Origin of the sequence: Pontibacter chinhatensis (genome assembly GCF_900113285.1) — a bacterium.
GTDB classification, from domain to species: domain Bacteria; phylum Bacteroidota; class Bacteroidia; order Cytophagales; family Hymenobacteraceae; genus Pontibacter; species Pontibacter chinhatensis.
Genome location: NZ_FOOT01000001.1, coordinates 349,410 through 369,264, shown reverse-complemented (window position 1 = coordinate 369,264; position 19,855 = coordinate 349,410). Strand labels below are relative to the sequence as shown.

Here is a 19,855-nt window from a genome sequence, read left to right as displayed (position 1 = left end):
CTTCTTAACTTTGTTTTCCGTATTGATACTATATGAAGAACATTCGCAATTTCTGCATCATCGCCCACATCGACCATGGTAAGAGTACCCTGGCCGACCGCCTGCTGGAGTTTACCTCTACGGTGGCAGAGCGTGAAATGCAAAACCAGCTGCTCGATAACATGGACCTGGAGCGTGAGCGCGGCATTACCATCAAGAGCCACGCCATCCAGATGAACTACCATTACAAGGGCGAGGACTATGTACTGAACCTGATCGACACACCGGGTCACGTGGACTTCTCTTACGAGGTTTCCCGCTCTATTGCTGCCTGCGAGGGCGCGCTGCTGATTGTGGATTCCTCCCAGGGGATTGAGGCCCAGACCATCTCCAACTTATACTTAGCGATTGGCAACGACCTGGAAATTATCCCGGTCCTGAACAAGATCGACCTGCCGCACGCCATGCCGGAGGAAGTGTCTGACCAGATCATCGAACTAATTGGCTGCGACCGCGAAGACATCATCCATGCCTCCGGTAAGGCAGGAATAGGCATAGAAGACATCCTGGCTGCGATTTGCGAGCGCATACCGGCTCCGAAAGGTGATCCGACGGCACCGCTTCAGGCACTGATCTTCGACTCGGTGTTTAACTCCTACAGAGGCATCGAAGTATACTTCCGCATTTTTAACGGCACGCTGAAGAAAGGCGATAAGGTGAAGTTCATCAACACGGGCAAAACCTATGAGGCCGACGAAATCGGGGTGCTGAAGCTGAACCAGGAGCCTCGCCAGGAAATGTCAACGGGCAATGTGGGCTACCTGATCTCGGGCATCAAGAACGCCAAGGAGGTAAAAGTAGGGGATACCATCACGCACGTGGACCGTCCGGCGCAGGGCATTCAGGGTTTTGAGGACGTGAAGCCGATGGTATTTGCCGGTATTTACCCGGTAGAGACAAGCGAGTACGAAGAACTGCGCGCCTCGATGGAGAAGCTGCAGCTCAACGACGCCTCGCTGGTGTGGGAGCCGGAGACGTCGGCGGCGCTTGGTTTCGGTTTCCGTTGCGGCTTCCTGGGCATGCTGCACATGGAAATCGTGCAGGAGCGCCTGGAGCGCGAGTTCGACATGACCGTGATCACCACGGTACCGTCGGTACAGTTCCATGCCTATACGACCAAAGATAAAATGGTGAAGGTAAACGCGCCGTCGGAGATGCCGGATCCAAACTACATCGACCACATCGAAGAGCCGTTCATCAAGGCCCAAATCATTTCCAAGGCGGAGTTTGTGGGGCCGATCATCACGCTTTGCATGGACAAGCGCGGTATCCTGAAGAACCAGACCTACCTGACCAGCGACCGCGTGGAGATGACCTTCGAGATGCCGCTGGCTGAGATCGTGTTCGACTTCTTCGATAAGCTCAAGACCATTTCCCGTGGCTATGCCTCCCTGGACTACGAGCTGATCGGCTTCCGCCAGTCCAACATGGTGAAACTGGACATCATGCTGAACGGCGAGAAAGTGGACGCGCTGAGCGCCATTGTGCACCGCGACAAAGCTTACGACTGGGGCAAGCGCCTCTGCGAAAAGTTGCGTGAACTGTTGCCGCGCCAGATGTTCGAGATCGCCATTCAGGCCGCTATCGGGCAAAAAATCATCGCCCGCGAGACTGTAAAAGCCATGCGCAAGAACGTACTGGCCAAGTGCTACGGCGGTGACATCTCGCGTAAGCGTAAACTCCTGGAGAAACAGAAAAAAGGTAAGAAACGCATGCGCCAGGTAGGCAACGTGGAGATTCCGCAAGAGGCCTTCTTAGCTGTGCTCAAACTCGACTAAAGTATAAACAAGCCCCGGCGTGCCCCTGCATGCCGGGGCTTGTGGCTTTAATTTGCCTTACAAATGAGTTTTTGACAAAGGACACAAGACATTACACTTATAATTCAACCTTTGTCACTTGGTCTTTTGCCCTTTGTCAAAATAAAATACAGACGCTTTGTACGCTGACATCACCATAAAAGCTCTTTGCCCGGATCCTGCCGAAGCGGAAAGTATATTGTTGGAGCACAAAGCGGATTACGTGGGTTTGGATGTGCAAACAGACACGTATTTTGAGGCAGATTGTGGCAGGCTCAAGCACCGGCAGGGCAACATTGAAAACGTGCTGATCCACTACAATAGAGAAAAAAGTGGAAGTATGCATCAGACCGAAGTATTGCTCTACCTGAAGAATCCCGGCGCCGCAACAGTAGCGCAGGTTTGTGGTGGCAAAAAAGTACTCGCTCAGGTCAGAAAGCTTCGGAAAATCTTCTTTCTCGGCAATGTAAAGTTTCATATCGATCACCTGGAGGGGCGTGGGCATTTTATCGAAATTGAAGCCATAGATCTGGACGGTTCCCTAGGGGTGGAAGTGCTCAAACAGCAATGCGAGCATTACAAAGAGCTACTACAGATTGATGAAGAAGACTTGATCAACGACTCATATATTGACATTAACGCTTAATTCATAACTCTCAATTAATATCATGACCCTGCTCGACGGTAAAAAAACATCCGAAGCCATTCAAAACGAAATCGCAGCTGAGGTAGCTGCGATAAAAGCAAAAGGAGGCAAAGTGCCACACCTGGCCGCAGTGCTGGTGGGTAACGACGGCGGCTCCATTACCTATGTCACGAATAAAGTGGCCACCTGCGAGCGCATTGGCTTTGGCTCCAGCCTTATCCGTTACGAGGACACCGTTACCGAAGAAGAGTTGCTGAACAAGATAAAGGAGCTGAATGAGGATGAGGAAGTAGACGGCTTTATCGTGCAGCTGCCGCTGCCAAGGCACATCGATACGGAAAAGGTAATTGAGGCCATTGACCCGAAGAAGGACGTGGACGGTTTCCACCCGACCAACGTGGGCCGCATGGTGGCCGGCTTACCTGCTTACCTGCCCGCCACACCCGCCGGTATTCTGCAGCTGCTGATGCGCTATGAGATAGAGACCAAAGGCAAACATTGCGTGGTGATTGGCCGCAGCAACATCGTCGGAACGCCCATGAGCATCCTGATGTCGAAATCGGCTTATCCGGGTAACTGCACCGTTACGCTTTGCCACCGCCATACGACAGACCTAGCTTACCACACCCGCCAAGCGGATATCATCATTGTGGCCGTTGGTCAGCCGGGCTTAATCACCGCTGATATGGTGCGTGAAGGCGCCGTAGTGATTGACGTGGGCACTACGCGAGTGCCGGACGCTAGCCGCAAATCCGGTTTCCGTTTAAGAGGCGACGTGGATTTTGACAGCGTGGCGCCGAAGTGCAGCTACATCACACCGGTTCCGGGTGGCGTAGGCCCGCTCACCATTGCCATGCTGATGATGAACACGCTCCGAGCTTCTAAGAAAGAAGTATACGGCTAAGTATAAAGCTGCTTTAAGTATAAACCTCACCGTGCCCGAACAGGATGCGGTGAGGTTTATACTTTTCAGGTGCCCACCGAAAGTATAAAAGTATAAAAACCCCCTTCTGTGGAGCAAGGAACACATGGACTGCAAACCTTGTTGCATTTTTAGCTAACTTTGTAAGTTCCGCCTGTCTTACGGTTTATTATTAGGGCGGCAAGTATGAGTGCCATACTTCAAAGTTTAAAAGTATGGCTTTAGATTTTACAGCATTGGAAGAATTAAACGTCATCAAAACAGCCTCTATACACCAGGTTCCGAAGGATGGTAGCGAACTGCCCCTGATGGAGGCTTTTTATACGATACAGGGAGAGGGTGGCAACACCGGCACGGCCGCATACTTTATCCGTTTAGGTGGCTGCGATGTGGGCTGCCATTGGTGCGACGTGAAAGAAAGCTGGGATGCAGAGGCGCACCCGCTCACGCCCATCGAAGCGATTGTGGAAACAGCTGCCGCTTACCCTGGCAAAGCCGTGGTGATAACCGGTGGGGAGCCGCTGCTCTACAACCTGGGCCCGCTGACGGAGCAGCTGCAGGCGCGCGGCATCAAAACCTATATCGAAACTTCCGGTGCTTACCCCATCAGTGGCAGCTGGGATTGGATATGCCTTTCGCCTAAAAAATTCAAGCAGCCTGATCCGTCCGTGTATCCTTTTGCGCATGAGCTAAAAGTAATTATCTTTAACAAAAGCGATTTTAAGTGGGCCGAAGAGCACGCAGCCAGTGTAGGGGAGCACTGCAGGTTATACCTGCAGCCGGAGTGGAGCAAAGCAGCTGAGATGACGCCTCTGATCGTGGAATACGTTAAAAACAACCCGAAATGGCGCGTGTCGTTACAGACGCACAAGTACATGGATATTCCATAACTCCACATGAAGTATAAACAGCTGCTCCTTGCCTTTTTCCTGGTGTTCGGTTCTGCCTCCCTCAGCCTGGCACAAACTCACAAGCTTAGCACCACCTCGGCCAAGGCAGAGCGTTTATATGAGAAAGCAGAAGAGTACGCCCGCGCACGTGACTTTAACCGCGCCCTGGAGGCGTTTGACCAGGCGATAGCGCGTGATCCGCAGTTTGCAGAGGCTTATCTGCGGGCAGCCGGTTTGCACCGCATCATGGGCAACAAGCCAGCGGCCTTCGAGTACATGCAGAAAGGCTTGAAGTTGCTTCCTTTCTCTAAAGGACAGGCAAATAACTACTTCGACCTGGCCGAATTATACTTTGAGAAAGGGGAGTACGGCGCAGCAAAAGAGTGGTACGAGACATTCCTGAAAACCGGCGTTACCCATGCCCGGCAGGTAGACCGCGCCAGGCAACAACTTAAGACAGCCAGTTTTGCCCTGGAGGCGATGCAGAAGCCTGTGCCGTTCACTCCACAGCAGTTGCCCGGCACCCTGAACCGCTTTGGGCTCCAGTATTTCCCCTATACCACCGCCGACCAACGCCTCTTCATCTATACTGCCCGCGAAAGCGGCCGGCCCGACCACGACGAGAACATCTACGTGAGTGAGTATAAAGATGGCACCTGGCAAGCCCCGACATCCATTTCCCCGAACATCAACACTCCGGCCAACGAGGGTGCCGCGACTATTTCCGGAGATGGCAGAACGCTCGTTTTTACCTCCTGTAACCGTCCCGACACTCAGGGTGACTGTGATTTATACATTTCCTTCCGGACGGGCAGTGAATGGAGCAAACCCCAGAACATGGGCAATATCGTTAACTCCAAAGCCTGGGATTCGCAGCCAAGCCTTTCGGCGGACGGGCGTACGTTATACTTTTCCTCCACACGCGGAGGCGGGGTTGGCAAGGAGGATATCTGGGTTACCAACCGCAACGACGACGGCACCTGGACCAAGCCCGTTAACCTGGGAAAGGAAATTAACTCCACCGGCCGCGACATGGCGCCATCCATCCACATGAGTGGCACTACCTTATACTTTGTAAGCGATGGGCATATGGGTATGGGCGGACTGGATGTGTTTAAGGCAGAAAAGCAAGCGAACGGCAAGTGGAGTGCCCCACAAAACCTGGGTTATCCGCTTAACACCCATGCCGACGAAGGATCGCTCTTCATTACTCCCGACAGTGAGATAGGCTATTACTCCAGACAGACGAGCACCGATGGCGGTGCGCCAAGTATACAGATCTTTACCTTTGATGTTCCTGCCGAATGGCGCAGCCGCGTGAACAGCACTTATGCGCAGGGGCGTGTGTTTGATGCAGCCTCCAAAAAACCGCTGGCCGCGCAAGTGCAGCTATACGACGTGATAGCTGACTCATTGGTGCAACAGGTAAGCTCCGATAAAGTAACAGGCGAGTACACGGTGGTGCTGACCCAGGGTAAGCAGTATGCGTTGTACGTATCAGCGCCAAAGTACCTGATGAACAGCCTCAGTTTTGATTATACTTCTTCCAAAGCACTGTCGCCGGTGGCGCTGGATGTGTACCTGGATCCGATTAAGGCCGGGGCAGCCATGGTGCTCAACAACCTGTTTTTTGACACGGGAAAGTATGCCCTGGAGAAGAAATCGAAGACAGAGCTAAATAAGCTGATTGCCTTTATGCAGCAGAACCCGCAGGTGAAGATAGAGATATCGGGGCACACGGATGATGTGGGGTCGGACAAGGCCAACCAGGTGCTGTCAGAGCGACGCGCAAAATCTGTGGTAGACTATTTGGCCGGAAACGGCATCGGCAAAGACCGCATCCGCTACAAAGGCTACGGCGAAACAAAGCCTGTAAAACCCAACACCTCCGACGAAAACCGCCGACTGAACCGTCGCATCGAAATGCAGATCCTTTAATGACTAATGAGTAATCATTAATGGGGGTGTGACTAATGAGTAATTGATTCTATTACTCATTAGTCATCATTCGTTATCAATTATATGCCCCAGGTATGTGGCGACTGGCGCCACTCGGCCAGCGTCCCCATGGCAGACTCCGGAATATACCCTTGCGCGGCGGCAGCTTCCACCAGCGCGTTATAGTTACTCAGGCAATACAGGGGCAAGCCAGCTTTCTGGAAGTTTTCATCGGCTGTGGTAAAACCGTATGTAAAGATGGCAGCCATACCCAGTACCTCTCCACCTGCCGCTTTCACCGCCTCAGCCGCTTTTAAAGAACTTCCTCCCGTTGAGATCAGGTCCTCAATCATCACCACTTTCTGGCCTTCCAGCAGACGTCCCTCTATCTGGTTGCCCATTCCATGCTTTTTAGGCTCGGGGCGCACGTACAGGAAAGGCATCTCCAGTAGGTCCGCCACCAGTGCTCCCTGGGCAATACCTGCTGTGGCCACACCGGCAATAGCCTCCGCCTCTGGGTAATGCGCTTTTACCAGTTCGGCCAGTTGCTGCTTGATGTAGCTGCGGATGTAGGGGAAAGAAAGCGTTACGCGGTTGTCGCAATAGATAGGGGAGTTCCAGCCGCTGCTCCACTTAAACGGCTGCTCCGGACTTAATTTAACCGCCTGCGTCTCCAGAAGGAACGAGGCCACCTGATGTGCTGTTGTCATAGAATCCATGGCCGAATTTACAGAAATTATCTTCCTTTTTTAGGTTTGCTGTTTTGATTGAGCCGATTTATTTCTTGTTTTGTATAAACTTTGCTTCTTCCGTAGCTCCAACTGAATGAACGTTTTTATCAACGATATTCCGCTTATCCTAAAGAAAGCCTCTGATAGGGTATACAAACACGAGTATGACCTTATCCTGAAAGCCACCGATCATTTCACCTCCAAGGATTTAGTAGGGGATGTGCTTATCAAAGAGGCGGATCCGCTACTCATCGATAGGCTTGTGCGCCTGATGGAAGTAAAGAAGCTAAAAAAGCTGAACTCGCTGACCCTTGTGGCCGAGAAAAAGAAAAGGTTGATAGACCACCTGAAAGATCAGTTCAAGATTGTGAGAGCTGCCGGTGGGTTGGTGATTAAGGACGGAAAGATTCTGATGATCTACCGCCTGGGCGTATGGGACCTGCCGAAAGGAAAGCTGGAGAAGAAGGAAAAAGTGCGGGAAGGCGCCGTGCGCGAGGTAGAGGAAGAGTGCAATATTAAGGTAGAAGTGCTCGAGAAGTTGCCCAAAACCTGGCATTCCTACGCTTTCAAAGGCAAGAAAATCCTTAAGAAAACCAGTTGGTTTCTAATGGAGTGCACCGACGACAGCCTTATCAAACCACAGGCAGAGGAGTTTATTGAGGAGGTGCGCTGGATGACGCCGGAAGAAGTACTCGATGTGCTGCCTAAAGCCTATACTTCCATCGCTTTCGTTATCCGACACTATCTGCAATCTCTGAAAACCGGAAAGGTATAAATTCATCCACGTTGCCGCCAAACCGGTGAATCTCCCGGATAATGGAGGAGCTGATGGCGGCAAGGTGCGGGGAAGTAATCAGGAAAACGCTTTCCAGGTCGTGGTTAACGTGCCGGTTGGCCTGGGCGATCGTGTTTTCATATTCAAAGTCAGTGGTGTTACGTAGCCCGCGCAGCAGAAACTGCGCCCCAATCTCCCTAGCGTACTCCGCCGTGAGCCCCTTAAACGTGGTGACGCGGATATTTGGCTGCCCCTCGAATAAGCGCGTCATCACCTCAAACATCCTGTCTACCGGAATATAGCGCTGCTTGCTGCTGTTATTGCCTATGGCCACCACCACCTCATCAAACAAGTTCGCGCCACGCAGCACCACATCGTAATGGCCGTTGGTAAAAGGGTCAAAAGATCCGGGGAAAAGGGCGATGCGTTTCATGATCTAATTTTGAATGAGTGACTTATACTTTATACTTGTTTTTACTTTGCTGTTACTGTTATACGCTGGGCTTTCCCCTTTTCTATACTTTAAGAGGCTTTAGGTAAAGCGCTGGATGTTTATAGAGGCCCTATATGTGGAATTTGAGTGAACATCCGTGTACACGACAAATCAATTCACTCAGTCACTTATTCGCAACTCCTCACTCACACAAGTGCAGGCTGTATAGCTCAAAGTAACGGTGCTCAAACAGGTCGTTGAATTTATAGCTATAGTCTATATCTGCAGGTCTTTTTCCCAAACGCACCTGGCGGATGTAGCGTTGCAGAATATTGAACAGGGTAGAGTCATGGGTGATGTCGCCCCATACCGTTATGGTTTCCTGCTCCGGATCCATCTTCTGCTCCTGCATGATGAAGATGATGTAGTAAATAAAATCCTCCGGGCTGACGTAGTGGAAGATGTTGCAAAACTCAAGGCCGGCAGGCCCCACCACCAACAGACTCACATAATTTCGCTCCACAAAAGCATACATGCTGCGCTGGTTGGCTCGCGGTACTTGGTGCAGTATACTTCGGATAAGGGAACTGGTTAAGTGCACCACCTGCAAGTTTGTTTCCGGGAAAATTTCCTGCAAAGCCTTGTAGGTGCTGCCGTCCAGGGCAAAAATATTCATCGCTTCCAGGCCGCTGTGGCGGTAGCTCAGCACCGTGTCCTGCTGCGGGTTAAAGTCAGAGTGCAGCCGCAGGTAGTCCTGCTGGTGGGAAGGATCGTAGAGCGTTTCCGGCACCAGTGTGAAGTGCTGGTTACTGACGCTAACCCGAACCAGGTTCCAGCGCTGTCTCAACAGCGGGTTTTCCTGTGCGATGAGGCGCAGCTGTTCCCCCACCTGCATCGGCGAGAACACCGTGATCAGCTCATAATCCTCTAACACGACAAACTTGTTGCGCTCGCTGTTAAAAACGGCAAACCGTATCGCCTTCTGGCTCAGTGCCATGTACAGGTTGCACTGGTCTGCCTGCTGCAGCGAAAATGCCTGGTCCTCTATTTGGTGCGAAAGCCGGTAATGTGTGTTGATGGTATCCAAGGTATCCTGTCGTCGTGTGTAAGCGTTGGCGGGCGTAGCACCCTGCTGCAAGTATAGAAAAAATATGGCAAAAGGCAGCGGCGACAGCGCTATGCCATGAAATTATGCGGCAGACCCAACAGGTCATCCAGCGAGAGCAGGTGCTGCAGCGTGCGGTGCCTATCGGTTGTGGGAAGACGTTGTATCTCCCTGATGGTGAGCCACTGCACTTCCTGTATCAGTTGCCTATCTGCCGCAGACTCCGGATCAGTGCCCGTCATCAAGGTTCCACCCACGGGTTTTACTTCAAAAAAGAACTCCACGGCGTGCAGGGGCGGCTGCAGAAATTCATTCACAAACAGGAAGCGGCCCACTGACACCTTTAGCCCGGTCTCTTCCTCAAACTCCCGGCGCAGGCACGCCTGCATTGTTTCGCCATAGTGCAGGCCGCCACCCGGTGGTGCCCAGAAAGCGGAGTTGCCCAACGTATGGCTGTGGCGCACCAGCAACAGTTTGTTATCCTGCAGACAGATGCCGCACACGCGCACGCGCAGTTTGCCGGCATAAGCGGCGGCATCCGGATTAAGGTCTGACATGGTTGGTTTGCGGTTAATTAGGTCGTAAATTTACAGTATGATCAAAACGTACAATCCGGATTACGAAGCGGACATACGTGAAAAGCTCGAGCGACAGGGATTTATGAAGCTCATGGGCTTTAACGTGACAAAGATAGAAGAAGGCAGGATAGAAGGCGAACTTAAGCTGGAGCAACATCACCGGCAGCACAAAGGTTTTGCGCATGGCGGCCTAATTGCCACGCTGGCCGACATCGTGGCGGGCTTTGCCGCCGTGAGCCTGGTACCAAAAGACCACCACGTAGTAACAGCTGAAATCAAGGTTTCCTACTTCCATCCGGGACTTGGTGATAAACTGTTGGCCAAAGGCTATGTGCTGAAACAGGGTCGCAAAATCAATTTCTGCGAGGCTGAAGTATACTCTGTGAAAGGGGAGGAGCCACCGCTGCTCATCGCCAAAGCCAGCACCAGCATGGCCACCGTCACGCCGGAAGACATAGGGAGAGTTAAAGAGTTAGAGAGTTAGAGAATTTAGGAGTTATACTTATACTTTCTCAGAAGTATAGATTATACTTCTTCTGACCCTTTTACTACTTGATTTTGTTATGCATTCATACTTGCAAAACATGTATACTTTCTAATTACTTTCAATCAAAAGAGAGTCGATGGAGGATACTACCGGTAGTAATGTTTCCTAAGTATAGAAATTATATAAGCGAGTCTGGAGACTCGCATACACTGTGTGTCACCGGCCAGATGCCGGCGCCAGGAATCTATACTTATACTTCCCAACTCTCTAACTCCCAAACTCCTAAACTCTTTAACTTACAAGATGCGCCCGGTAGAAGCCTTACGAAGCAGTTTTCCGTTTGAACCCACCCAGGACCAGGCGAGCCTCTTTTCGCAGCTCGAAACGTTTATATTGGACAAAACCAGCGAGCGGCAGGTGTTCCTGCTGAAAGGATATGCCGGTACAGGTAAAACCACGGTTGTTACCTCGTTGGTGAAGATCCTGAATACCTTTGGCTATAAGTATGTTCTGCTGGCTCCCACGGGTCGTGCGGCAAAGGTAATGGCCAGTTACAGCGGCAGACCTGCCTTCACCATCCATAAAAAGATTTACCGCCAAACCTCCAACCCCTTCTCTGAGGGACTCTCCTTTACCCGGCAGCCGAACAAGTCGGATAGCACGATTTACATTGTGGACGAGGCCTCGATGATTTCGGATGAAAGTGGCTTTGGCGAGAATGGGCTGTTGCAGGATTTGCTGCAGTATGTGTTTGACAAGAAAAACAACAAGCTCCTGCTGATTGGGGACACAGCCCAGCTGCCGCCGGTGGGGCAAACCCTTAGCCCTTCCTTGAATGCAGATTACCTTAAGCAGAATTTCCGTTGCCATGTGCAGGGGATAGAGCTGCGCCAGGTGATGCGTCAGGCTGAGGCATCGGGTATTCTCATGAACGCCACCCAGCTGCGCGACCGCATGCAGCAGGAGAAGCTGGAGATTAAGCTTTTTACCAAAGGCTGGCGCGATATCTACCGCATGACAGGTGAGAAGCTGGAAGACGGCCTGCGCTACGCATACGATAAGTTCGGCATTGAGAATACCATCGTTATCTGCCGTTCCAACAAAAACGCCAACCTCTACAACCAGCACATACGCCGCCGGATTTTCTTTGCCGAGGACGAACTGGGCGTAGGGGATTACCTGATGATTGTGCGCAACAACTATTTCTGGCTGCCCAAAGACTCCGACATCGGCTTTATGGCCAACGGTGATTTTGTAGAGGTAACCAAGATTATCCGCTATGAGGAGATGTACGGCTTCCGTTTTGCAGATATCCGCATCCGCTTTGTGGATTATCCGGACGCTCATGAAGAGGAGGTGAAAATTTTGATGGACACGCTCTATAGCGACTCCCCGGCGCTGCCCGCCGACCAGAACAAGAAGCTCTACGAAGAGGTGCTGCAGGATTATCTCGATATCAAGACCAAGAAAGAGCGCTACAAAGAACTGAAGAAGAACCCCTACCTGAACGCTTTGCAGGTAAAATTTGCCTACGCACTTACTTGTCACAAAGCGCAGGGCGGGCAGTGGCAGGCCGTTTTTGTGGACCAGGGATTTTTAAGAGAAGACATGGTGAACGAGGAGTTCGCCCGCTGGCTCTACACGGCTCTTACGCGCTCTTCAGAAGAGCTTTATTTGCTGAACTTTAACGAGCATTTATTAGTTGACTGACAAAAGAAATCTTATTTTGCATCGTTTTTGCTGCAGAACGTATATAGAGTATAATATATAACCTTAACCCTCTACACAAGATGAAAAAAATTATCCTTTCTTTTGCCTTCGCTGCGCTGGTGATGGGTGGCGCCGTGGCTCAGGAGAAACCAAAGGCTACAGCCCCACAGGAACAGGCTACTAACGGTCCGGCCCTGACTTTCAATGAAATGGAGCATAATTTCGGTGACATTACGCAGGGAGATGTGGTGGAGCATACGTTCCAGTTTAAAAACACCGGTACACAGCCGCTCGTGCTGGAGCGCGTGGACGTTACCTGCGGTTGCACTACCCCAGCCTGGACGAAAGAGCCTATCATGCCCGGCAAAACTGGCTTCATCACAGCCAAGTATAACAGCGCCGGCAGACTGGGCCAGCAGAAGAAAGCGATTGTAGTGCACTCCAACGCCGCAGACGGTGCCAAGTATATCTACATCGTAGCCAATATCAAGGAGAAAAGCAACGCAAGCGCCGCTAAGAACTAATCTTTAGCTGCTTTCTAAAGTATAAAAGGCCATCCTGAAAAGGGTGGCCTTTTGTTTTTTATTGATAGATTGAAGTATAGGTGGCCGCTGCTGTGCCGGCTGCCTAGTAAGGAGTTAATAGTAGGTAAACTCCTATAGTGCATCCGCTTGTTCTTCTATAGAAACGTTTTATATTAGAAGTATAGAATATTAAGACACTAGTACTTTAGTCCATCAACACGCCATAGCCAATCCGTAGACACAAACTGAAAGTATGAAAACCAAACTTCTACTAATAATACCCCTGATAATTCTTCTTAGCTGCGATTCACCCAATGCTGAGGTAGAGAAGCAGTTAGGGATATCGAACACTATCGGCCAATCCGCTCCAACAGGGGAGAATGAGGAATACCTTGATTGGAGCAGCATACGCGTCAACGGCAAACTCCCCCTGACAGCATCTGTGCAGAGCATAGAGGGACTTTTAGGAAAGGCGGACAGCGTGGTAAGCATAGATTGGAGTAGTACCTGCTCCTCAGGCTACAGAAGTGATGAATCAAAAAATGCCTATTTTGGAGGAGTGGAATTCGAGCAGTTCGGGGACTCGCTGGATTTCATGCACATCAACTTCAGTCAGGACCAAAGCGTGTTTCTGCAGAGTGGAGCCTTGAAACTAGACCATGCCACCACGTTGATAGAAGTCAAAAAGCACTTCCCAAACGCAGTCAAAGGCATCGGCAATGGGTATTATAACATATATGGCAAAGAAACTGACGCAATTAATTTGCCTCCCTCTAAAGAACTTTCCGATAGGCAATGGATACTCATGTTCCAGGACGGAAAGTTGATTAGAATAGACTTATGGACCCCGTGCTAAATACTACCTCTGCCTGCCATACCATCTCGGCTTCACCACCGCAACCCCAAAGCCGCTGGCATCAGTTGGTGTCATGGAAGGCTGCGTAGCTTATACTTGGTTTCGCCTTACATATCAGATGCTCGTGCTGTTAATGCAGGGTGAAATCCTACGCTTTTCAGTTTCACAAACCCATATAAACAAGCAAGGCCAAGTATAAAATCAATACTTTACCCTATTCTAATTCCTACTTTATACTTCTACAGCGCCTTCAGCACGGCATAGAAAAGGGCGCCCCAGCCTACGATGAAAAAGGTGCCGCCGATGGGGGTGATGGCCCCCAGCCAGGTGACGCCTGTCAGGCAGAGTACGTACAGTGAGCCGGAGAAAATCAGGATGCCCAGGAAAAAGCACCAGGCCGCTGTTTGCAGGGCTGGTTGCTGCACGTTAAAAAGCAGCAAGCCTACTGCCAGCAGGGCCAGTGTGTGGTACATCTGGTATTTTACAGCCGTCTCAAACGTGTCGATACGGTTATTGGCCTGAAGCAAAGGGGCAAGGGCATGGGCTCCGAAAGCGCCAATGGCCACGGTGAGGGCACCAAAGGCACTGGCAAGCAAAAGTATGGTTTTCTGCGTCACGGTAATGGTGGTTTAAGTGGGCCTGCAAGCTGCGCAGGTATACCCCAAAAGTACGACAGGAAAACGTAAAAAGCAGCCCGTTTATACTTTACTCGGCCTCCAGCGCCTCAATCAGCTGCTCCTCAAACTCTTCCTGGCTGTCGTACTGCGTAAACTGCAGCGTCTTGCCTTTGGCTTTCAGCTGTGCTACCACATCCAGGGCCAACACCAGGGGCTCTGCTTCCTTGCCCGATAAGTCCTTGCCCCAGTCTGCACCCACCAGCAGTTCATCGCCATACATGCCCACGCACCAGTTCTCCAGAAACTCCACTAGGGAGATAGCCTCAGCTGTGTAGCTTGCCCATTCGTCCTCGGCACAGGCGGTGGCACCTTCTTTTTTAGACCAGAACAGGATGACTTCGGTGTCCTCATACTCTGCTGAAGTGGAGGTGGCCCAGGTGTCCTCCTGCGTTAGTCCCCATACTTCTTCGGTATCCACCACATGCTTTATGAAGTCCTGGTACCGTTGCTCGATGTTTGTGGCATGCTGTGTCATACGTTTCTGGGTTTATGGTTTAGTTTTGATTTCAAAGTATAAAAAAACGCCCGACTTGTCTATAGCTCCTGAAACAGGTTTGGGTAATCTGAAATGATGCCATCCACGCCCATCTGTTTCAGCCGCTGCATGGCCTGCAGGTCGTTTACGGTCCAGGGCACCAGTTTCATGCCAAGCTTATGCGTAGCCTCTACGAGAGCGGGCGTCACGAGTTTATAGTTGGGGCTATAGATATTTGGTGTGAAGCCCAACTGAGTTAGATTATGATCCAGCCCTTTCAGGTTTTCTACCAGCAACGAGGTTTTCACGTCCGGGTGTTTGCGGTGCAGCACCTGCAGGGTACGCGGGTCAAAAGATTGAATGATGACGTAAGGACGGATGTTTTTCGCATCCACCACAGCCATCAGCCGGTCTACAAATTCTTCTGGTGCCGGGTGGTACTTTCCATCGCCGCTGGGCTTCGACTTGGTTTCGATGTTGTAAAGCACCTGCGGCAGCCCGTGCGCTTTGATGTAAGCATGAGCAGAGTCAATCACCTCCGAAAGCAGGGGCTTGTAGGTTTTCATCAACTGCTGCTCCGGAAACTTGCTGTAGTGCTTGGAGCCCACATCGAAAGTGCGTATCTGGCTATAGGGCATCTGGTAATGCACATACTTTTTAGCGTCCGCCTCCGGAATTTCCTCGCCTGAGGGCAGAAGCTCATGCTCCCGGTTCATGTAGGGGTCGTGGGAGAGAAAAACCTGGCCGTCCTGGCTGATGTGTGCATCCATTTCCAGGGTGGTGACTCCGAGTTCCAACGCCTTCAGCATGGCCGGTACCGTGTTTTCTGGCAATAGCCCGCGTGCACCCCGGTGGCCTTCCAAATCAAAGGCTGGCAGCGGAGGATTGGTAGCGGCAACAGGCTCGTGGTTCATCTTCCCGGAAGTACAAGCGGTTAAGAGCAATAGTGCGGCAAGCGGATAGTAAAGTATAGCGTGCATCGTTCTACGTTTTTTCGAACAAAATGGGCTTAATTTTCCCGAAATGAAAACTCTCCGGCTATACTTTACAATTTCTTAACGCTTGTGCTAAAGTATAAAACTAGTTCATAGTATAAAACCACAACCTGTATTTGATTTATACTTTAGAAAAAGTATGGGAGGTATAAATCTATACTTTGTCACCCAACTTACCCTCTGCCAGCAATCGTTTAGCGACTCGTGTTACTGTAATCCCGCTGGCCGAAAATGCCGCTTCCTACCCGGATGATGGTGCTGCCTTCCTCCAGCGCCAGTTGCCAGTCGGAAGTCATGCCCATGGAGATTTCCTTGAAGTCGTCGTTGGCCCGGAAGAACTTTGCCTTCAGGTAATCGAAGCAGCCGCGCAGCTGGCGGAACTCTTCTCGCAGCTGCTGCTCGTTGTCAGTGTTGGTGGCAATGCCCATCACGCCGGTAATGCGGATGTAGTTCATCTGCCGGTATTCCTCCGACTGCAGCAGCGCCTCGGCTTCTTCGCAGGACATGCCATACTTTGTTTCCTCGTCGGCGATGGCAATCTGCAGCATGCAGTTGATGGGCAGCGTGCGGCCATACATCTCGGCACGTCTGTTAATCTCCACCAGCAACTTGAGGCTATCCACCGATTGAATGGTATCGATAAACTCGGCGATATACTTTACTTTATTTGTCTGCAGGTGCCCAATCAGGTGCCAGGCAATGTCGTGGGGCAGCAGGGCATACTTCTCCACCAGTTCCTGCACCCGGTTTTCGCCAAACAACCGGTGCCCCGCATCGTAAGCCTCCTTAATCTTCTCAACAGGGTGCGTTTTGGTGACAGCCACCAGGCGGCAAGATGTGTCGCGAAGCTGCTCGTCAAAGTATAAAATGTTGTCCTTAATGCTCATAGTTCTATCGTATAATTTTGAATGAGTGAATGAGTGAATAAGCCCTCTAACTCTCCTTAACTTTCTAAGTTTCTAACTCCTAAACTCTCTAACTTTCAAACTCCCTCAGTCTTCCAGCACGTTGGCTATAAAGGTGTTTTTGAGCAGCATCCAGAAGAGCAGGAGCACCAGTGCCCACTTCAGGTATACCTGGTAGTAATCCTGCGTGTCACGGAAGCGGCTCTCTATGATTTCTGTTTTCTCCAGCTTGTTTATATGCTGGAAAATCTGCTGCAAGGCATCGCGGGAGTCGGCCCGGAAAAACTGGCCTTCGCCAATGCTGGCGATCTGGCGCAGGCTTGTCTCATCCATCTGCGTCTCCACGTAAAGTAATTGCCCGGTACCGTCACGGTCGTAGGCCACCTGGCCATCTTTACCAATCCCGATAGTATAAAGTTTTATGCCGTACCCATAGGCCAGCTGCGCCGCCAGTTCAGGGTCCAGGCTGCCGGCTGTGTTTTCGCCGTCGCTTATCAGGATAATCACCTTGCTTTTAGACGAAGAGTCGCGCATGCGGTTAATGGCGACAGCCAGCGCGCTGCCAATAGCAGTTCCGTCGTTCTGAATGATGCCGTAGCGGATGGAGTTTATACTTTCCCGCAGCAGGTCGTAATCGGTCGTAAGCGGGGCGAGTGAGTACGCGTCGCCGGCAAAGACCACCATCCCGATTCGGTCCTGCACACGGCCGTCAATAAAGTTCAGGGCTACCTCCTTAGCTGCCTCCAGGCGGGTCGGCTTAATGTCCTGCAGCTCCATGGAACCCGACACATCCAGCACCACCACAATATCGATGCCCTCCGAGGTGAGCTCCAGTTGCTCGCTGACGCGCTGCGGCCTTGCTAGCGCCACCAGCACCAGCATGGTAAACAGCATCAGCACCATCCTTGGCACAAACCGCAACAGGCTGCTCCACTGCCAGCCGCTGCGCCCCTGAAACAGGGCCATGTCCAGCTTGAGCCGTGTATTGCGCCGAAGTATAGATTTAAGTATAAACAACAGCGGAATGACCGGAAGCGCGTACAGAGCCAGCGGATAAACCCAGTCGTAGGAGCGGAAGGTGCTCAGCTCGAACCACTCCAGGCTCAGCCAATCCCACATGTCAGGCGTTATCTCTAGCATTTCGGATTAGTTCGCGGTGTAATTTATAGCGCTGTATGGAGAAGCGGCGCAGCATGCCCAGGGCAAGGTTCGTCTCGCCTTCATACTCGGCCTGCAGGTTGCCGTAGATAGCCTTGTCGCAAATGCGCAGGGCAGTGTTTATCTCCTCATCGTTGTTGTAGAACTCTACAATCTCCTTGGTGGTGAAAGAGTTGATGGCGCTGCGCTCCAGCTTCGTCAGGTAGTTTTTCCAGAGCGTCACGGCCTTCTCCAGACTCGACTGCACCCCCGATTTCTGGAAGCGGTCTTTGTGTGAGTTAAAGCGCGAAGTATAGTATAGATGGTCCTTACGGAGACGGTACAGCTTGTAGCGGCGCTTGATCGATTGCCCAAAGATAAGCCAGATAAGCGCTGAGAGCGCCAGGATGGTCGTTACCCAGAGCAGCATCAGCGGCCAGTTGAATTTCTCCCCGACCACTATAAGTTCGGTGTCAGCCTTTATCGGCAGTGGCTCCCGCACTACCTTAACCAGCTGCTGCAGGTAAATGTTACTGGCCTCGGCAAAGTAGGTCACCGTGTCGCGCTCGCGCAGCAGGTAAACCGGCAGCGCCAGTTGCTGCACTGAGTCGGTCTCAAAGGTGCGTAAAGTATACACGGCGCTGTCGGTACTAATGCCGTTGCGGGTACGGGTAGGGTAGTAGGTGTTATCCACCAGCTCAAAAGGCGCAAAGTTATAATTCGCAGCAGGCAGCACTACCTCCAGGGAATCCGGGTGGCGGTGCACCAGCGTGTACTGCACCAGCTCGCCCAGGTGTACGGTATCCTGGCTGAAGCCGCCCTGTGGGGTAAGCAATTGCTGCCCCTGCGCTACCAGCTGCCCCAGGCACAGAAGTATAAGTATAGCTAGCTTACGCACTTTTCTTGATAGACTTGTTACGGAGCCTGAACAGGTTAACCAATTGAGGCACGTAATCTTCGTTGGTATTGATGGCAAGATAATTGGCCTGGTACTTTTGGCAGATACGCACCAGTTGCTCCTGGTTTTCCTGGTACTGGGCCAGGTAGCGCTTTCTGAACTCCTCGCCAGAAGTGTTCAGCCACAAGGTACGGCCTGTTTCTTTATCAAGTATGGGGATGATGCCCATCGGCGGCAGCTGTTGCTCCCGCACGTCACGCAGGTGCAGCACAATCAGGTCGTGGTGGCGGGCCAGCATGCTCAGCTCTTTCTCGTAAGCGGTGTCTATAAAGTCGGAAAGCAAGAGAATAATACTGCGGCGCTTGATAATGTCGAGTGTCAATTTGATGCCTGCGGCCAGGTTTGTTTTGTTCGACTTAGGCTCCAGCTCACTCAGCGCCTTAATAATGGCATAGGCCTGCTGTATGCCCTTGGCTGGCTTAAGATACTTTTCCTTTTTATCAGAGAAGCAGATAATACCAATCTGGCTATGCTGCCGCGCTGCCGAGAGGCCCAGTACCCCGCAGATTTCTTTGCCCACATCCAGTTTCTGCTGCTCCCCGGTGCCGATGCGCTGCGAGGCGCTCACGTCCAGCATCAGGAATACAGACTGCTCTTTCTCCTCCCGGTAGGTTTTCACATAAGTACCAAGCCCCTTCGCCGAAACGTTCCAGTCGATACTGCGCACGTCATCCCCGTACTGGTAGGCGCGCACATCGTCAAATTCCAACCCTGTACCTTTAAATACAGAATGGAAATCACCATGCATTTGCGTGTTAATCGCCTTGCGGATACGTATCTCGTACTTTCTTAGCTTCTTTACAAGCTCTTTCATGTGAGGGTAAGCTGCAGTCTGATTTTAAAATTAAGCGATAAACTCGTAATATGCACCCGTGAAACGACTTTTCTGCATACTTTCTTGCCTTTGCCTGCTCAGCTGCCAGAGCCAGAGCAGCGATACTCCCAAGGATCTGGTTCCGCGGGACAAAATGGTGCGTATCCTGGCTGATATTCACACCCGGGAAGCCGTCATAGAGACCAACATCGCCTACACCGATACCGCCTTAATGGCTTTTAACAAAGAGCAGGAGAAAATACTGCAGCACTATAATGTTACGCAGCAGCAGTTTAAGGAAACCTACAACTACTACCTGAACAACCTGCCCCAAATGGATGCGCTATACGAAATTGTTGTAGACACCCTAAGCGCCCGCGAAGCCAAAGCCCAGGCAGAGGCAGGCCGCCCGCAGGAAGTGAGGCCACAAGGCAATAAAAAGGGGTTAAGGGTGCAAGAGTAAG

At 51.4% G+C, this 19,855-nt stretch carries 22 protein-coding genes; 11 read left to right on the top strand and 11 right to left on the bottom strand.

Translation table 11 applies throughout. The annotated features are described in order from the left end of the window. Window positions 1-32: 32 nt before the first annotated feature. The 5 genes from lepA (at window position 33) to BM040_RS01580 (ending at window position 6,231) form a co-directional block, all read left to right on the top strand. Window positions 33-1,817, top strand: a complete 1,785-nt coding sequence (gene lepA / locus BM040_RS01600; RefSeq protein ID WP_092098350.1) for a translation elongation factor 4 — start codon at window positions 33-35, stop codon at window positions 1,815-1,817. Window positions 1,818-1,974: 157 nt separating this feature from the next. Beyond that, a complete protein-coding gene (locus BM040_RS01595; RefSeq protein WP_092098348.1) occupies window positions 1,975-2,481 on the top strand; it encodes a class IV adenylate cyclase in 507 nt (168 codons plus the stop codon). Between the two features lie 22 nt (window positions 2,482-2,503). Then, window positions 2,504-3,385, top strand: a complete 882-nt coding sequence (locus BM040_RS01590; RefSeq protein WP_092098346.1) for a bifunctional 5,10-methylenetetrahydrofolate dehydrogenase/5,10-methenyltetrahydrofolate cyclohydrolase — start codon at window positions 2,504-2,506, stop codon at window positions 3,383-3,385. Window positions 3,386-3,711: 326 nt separating this feature from the next. Continuing rightward, entirely contained in the window at window positions 3,712-4,293 is a 582-nt protein-coding gene (locus BM040_RS01585) for a 7-carboxy-7-deazaguanine synthase QueE (protein WP_217646698.1), read from the top strand. 6 nt (window positions 4,294-4,299) lie between these two features. Beyond that, the gene (locus BM040_RS01580; protein WP_092098343.1) at window positions 4,300-6,231 is read left to right on the top strand and encodes an OmpA family protein; all 1,932 of its coding nucleotides are present in this window, start codon (window positions 4,300-4,302) and stop codon (window positions 6,229-6,231) included. An 80-nt stretch (window positions 6,232-6,311) separates the two neighbouring features. Here the strand turns inward: BM040_RS01580 and pyrE are convergent, their stop codons facing one another. Next, a complete protein-coding gene (gene pyrE / locus BM040_RS01575) occupies window positions 6,312-6,950 on the bottom strand; it encodes an orotate phosphoribosyltransferase (protein ID WP_092098341.1) in 639 nt (212 codons plus the stop codon). Window positions 6,951-7,056: 106 nt separating this feature from the next. Between pyrE and BM040_RS01570 the strand changes: the two genes are divergently transcribed. Further along, entirely contained in the window at window positions 7,057-7,737 is a 681-nt protein-coding gene (locus tag BM040_RS01570) for an NUDIX hydrolase (protein WP_092098340.1), read from the top strand. On the opposite strand, the gene coaD is transcribed toward BM040_RS01570, so the two are convergent. The 3 genes from coaD to BM040_RS01555 form a co-directional block, all read right to left on the bottom strand. Further along, entirely contained in the window at window positions 7,694-8,170 is a 477-nt protein-coding gene (coaD, locus tag BM040_RS01565; RefSeq protein WP_092098338.1) for a pantetheine-phosphate adenylyltransferase, read from the bottom strand. The genes BM040_RS01570 and coaD overlap by 44 nt on opposite strands. 202 nt (window positions 8,171-8,372) lie before the next feature. Then, window positions 8,373-9,257: a DUF3822 family protein gene (locus BM040_RS01560; protein ID WP_092099429.1), complete on the bottom strand. Its 885-nt coding sequence runs from the start codon at window positions 9,255-9,257 to the stop codon at window positions 8,373-8,375. 89 nt (window positions 9,258-9,346) lie between these two features. Then, on the bottom strand, window positions 9,347-9,832 hold the full coding sequence (locus tag BM040_RS01555; protein WP_092098336.1) for an NUDIX domain-containing protein: 486 nt from the start codon (window positions 9,830-9,832) through the stop codon (window positions 9,347-9,349). 37 nt (window positions 9,833-9,869) lie between these two features. Here BM040_RS01555 and BM040_RS01550 point away from each other — a divergent pair, with 37 nt between their 5' ends. From BM040_RS01550 to BM040_RS01535, 4 genes are all read left to right on the top strand, one after another. After that, on the top strand, window positions 9,870-10,337 hold the full coding sequence (locus BM040_RS01550) for a PaaI family thioesterase (RefSeq protein WP_092098334.1): 468 nt from the start codon (window positions 9,870-9,872) through the stop codon (window positions 10,335-10,337). Between the two features lie 306 nt (window positions 10,338-10,643). Continuing rightward, window positions 10,644-12,050, top strand: coding sequence for an ATP-dependent DNA helicase (locus tag BM040_RS01545; RefSeq protein ID WP_092098332.1), 1,407 nt, complete (start codon window positions 10,644-10,646; stop codon window positions 12,048-12,050). An 80-nt stretch (window positions 12,051-12,130) separates the two neighbouring features. After that, complete coding sequence (locus BM040_RS01540) at window positions 12,131-12,574, top strand: DUF1573 domain-containing protein (protein WP_092098330.1); 444 nt, start codon at window positions 12,131-12,133, stop codon at window positions 12,572-12,574. A 253-nt stretch (window positions 12,575-12,827) separates the two neighbouring features. Then, window positions 12,828-13,430 (top strand): hypothetical protein, encoded by a 603-nt coding sequence (locus BM040_RS01535; protein ID WP_092098328.1) that lies wholly within the window; start codon window positions 12,828-12,830, stop codon window positions 13,428-13,430. Between the two features lie 239 nt (window positions 13,431-13,669). On the opposite strand, the gene BM040_RS01530 is transcribed toward BM040_RS01535, so the two are convergent. From BM040_RS01530 to BM040_RS01500, 7 genes are all read right to left on the bottom strand, one after another. Next, window positions 13,670-14,047: a DUF423 domain-containing protein gene (locus tag BM040_RS01530; protein ID WP_092098326.1), complete on the bottom strand. Its 378-nt coding sequence runs from the start codon at window positions 14,045-14,047 to the stop codon at window positions 13,670-13,672. An 88-nt stretch (window positions 14,048-14,135) separates the two neighbouring features. Next, window positions 14,136-14,582 (bottom strand): DUF2750 domain-containing protein, encoded by a 447-nt coding sequence (locus BM040_RS01525; RefSeq protein ID WP_092098324.1) that lies wholly within the window; start codon window positions 14,580-14,582, stop codon window positions 14,136-14,138. 59 nt (window positions 14,583-14,641) lie between these two features. After that, window positions 14,642-15,562 (bottom strand): glycerophosphodiester phosphodiesterase family protein, encoded by a 921-nt coding sequence (locus BM040_RS01520; RefSeq protein WP_092098322.1) that lies wholly within the window; start codon window positions 15,560-15,562, stop codon window positions 14,642-14,644. Window positions 15,563-15,771: 209 nt separating this feature from the next. Next, window positions 15,772-16,464, bottom strand: coding sequence for a YggS family pyridoxal phosphate-dependent enzyme (locus tag BM040_RS01515; RefSeq protein WP_092098320.1), 693 nt, complete (start codon window positions 16,462-16,464; stop codon window positions 15,772-15,774). 105 nt (window positions 16,465-16,569) lie between these two features. Continuing rightward, window positions 16,570-17,622 (bottom strand): vWA domain-containing protein, encoded by a 1,053-nt coding sequence (locus tag BM040_RS01510; protein WP_092098318.1) that lies wholly within the window; start codon window positions 17,620-17,622, stop codon window positions 16,570-16,572. Further along, entirely contained in the window at window positions 17,603-18,517 is a 915-nt protein-coding gene (locus tag BM040_RS01505; RefSeq protein WP_092098316.1) for a hypothetical protein, read from the bottom strand. The genes BM040_RS01510 and BM040_RS01505 overlap by 20 nt, the downstream gene beginning before the upstream one ends. Next, on the bottom strand, window positions 18,510-19,391 hold the full coding sequence (locus tag BM040_RS01500) for a DUF58 domain-containing protein (RefSeq protein WP_092098314.1): 882 nt from the start codon (window positions 19,389-19,391) through the stop codon (window positions 18,510-18,512). Before BM040_RS01500 ends, BM040_RS01505 begins: the two co-directional genes overlap by 8 nt. Before the next feature lie 58 nt (window positions 19,392-19,449). Between BM040_RS01500 and BM040_RS01495 the strand changes: the two genes are divergently transcribed. After that, entirely contained in the window at window positions 19,450-19,854 is a 405-nt protein-coding gene (locus tag BM040_RS01495; protein ID WP_245756064.1) for a DUF4296 domain-containing protein, read from the top strand. The last annotated feature ends 1 nt before the right edge of the window (window position 19,855 follow it).

What these genes read in the sequence shown, in the direction of transcription:
- BM040_RS01545 (WP_092098332.1), top strand. Translation starts at nt 10,644, where the DNA reads ATGCGCCCGGTAGAAGCCTTACGAAGCAGTTTTCCGTTTGAACCCACC.
- BM040_RS01570 (WP_092098340.1), top strand. Translation starts at nt 7,057, where the DNA reads ATGAACGTTTTTATCAACGATATTCCGCTTATCCTAAAGAAAGCCTCT.
- BM040_RS01520 (WP_092098322.1), bottom strand. Translation starts at nt 15,562, where the DNA reads ATGCACGCTATACTTTACTATCCGCTTGCCGCACTATTGCTCTTAACC.
- BM040_RS01590 (WP_092098346.1), top strand. Translation starts at nt 2,504, where the DNA reads ATGACCCTGCTCGACGGTAAAAAAACATCCGAAGCCATTCAAAACGAA.
- BM040_RS01550 (WP_092098334.1), top strand. Translation starts at nt 9,870, where the DNA reads ATGATCAAAACGTACAATCCGGATTACGAAGCGGACATACGTGAAAAG.
- BM040_RS01515 (WP_092098320.1), bottom strand. Translation starts at nt 16,464, where the DNA reads ATGAGCATTAAGGACAACATTTTATACTTTGACGAGCAGCTTCGCGAC.
- BM040_RS01555 (WP_092098336.1), bottom strand. Translation starts at nt 9,832, where the DNA reads ATGTCAGACCTTAATCCGGATGCCGCCGCTTATGCCGGCAAACTGCGC.
- coaD (WP_092098338.1), bottom strand. Translation starts at nt 8,170, where the DNA reads ATGAAACGCATCGCCCTTTTCCCCGGATCTTTTGACCCTTTTACCAAC.
- BM040_RS01500 (WP_092098314.1), bottom strand. Translation starts at nt 19,391, where the DNA reads ATGAAAGAGCTTGTAAAGAAGCTAAGAAAGTACGAGATACGTATCCGC.
- pyrE (WP_092098341.1), bottom strand. Translation starts at nt 6,950, where the DNA reads ATGGATTCTATGACAACAGCACATCAGGTGGCCTCGTTCCTTCTGGAG.
- BM040_RS01580 (WP_092098343.1), top strand. Translation starts at nt 4,300, where the DNA reads ATGAAGTATAAACAGCTGCTCCTTGCCTTTTTCCTGGTGTTCGGTTCT.
- BM040_RS01535 (WP_092098328.1), top strand. Translation starts at nt 12,828, where the DNA reads ATGAAAACCAAACTTCTACTAATAATACCCCTGATAATTCTTCTTAGC.
- lepA (WP_092098350.1), top strand. Translation starts at nt 33, where the DNA reads ATGAAGAACATTCGCAATTTCTGCATCATCGCCCACATCGACCATGGT.
- BM040_RS01540 (WP_092098330.1), top strand. Translation starts at nt 12,131, where the DNA reads ATGAAAAAAATTATCCTTTCTTTTGCCTTCGCTGCGCTGGTGATGGGT.
- BM040_RS01585 (WP_217646698.1), top strand. Translation starts at nt 3,712, where the DNA reads ATGGAGGCTTTTTATACGATACAGGGAGAGGGTGGCAACACCGGCACG.
- BM040_RS01525 (WP_092098324.1), bottom strand. Translation starts at nt 14,582, where the DNA reads ATGACACAGCATGCCACAAACATCGAGCAACGGTACCAGGACTTCATA.
- BM040_RS01510 (WP_092098318.1), bottom strand. Translation starts at nt 17,622, where the DNA reads ATGCTAGAGATAACGCCTGACATGTGGGATTGGCTGAGCCTGGAGTGG.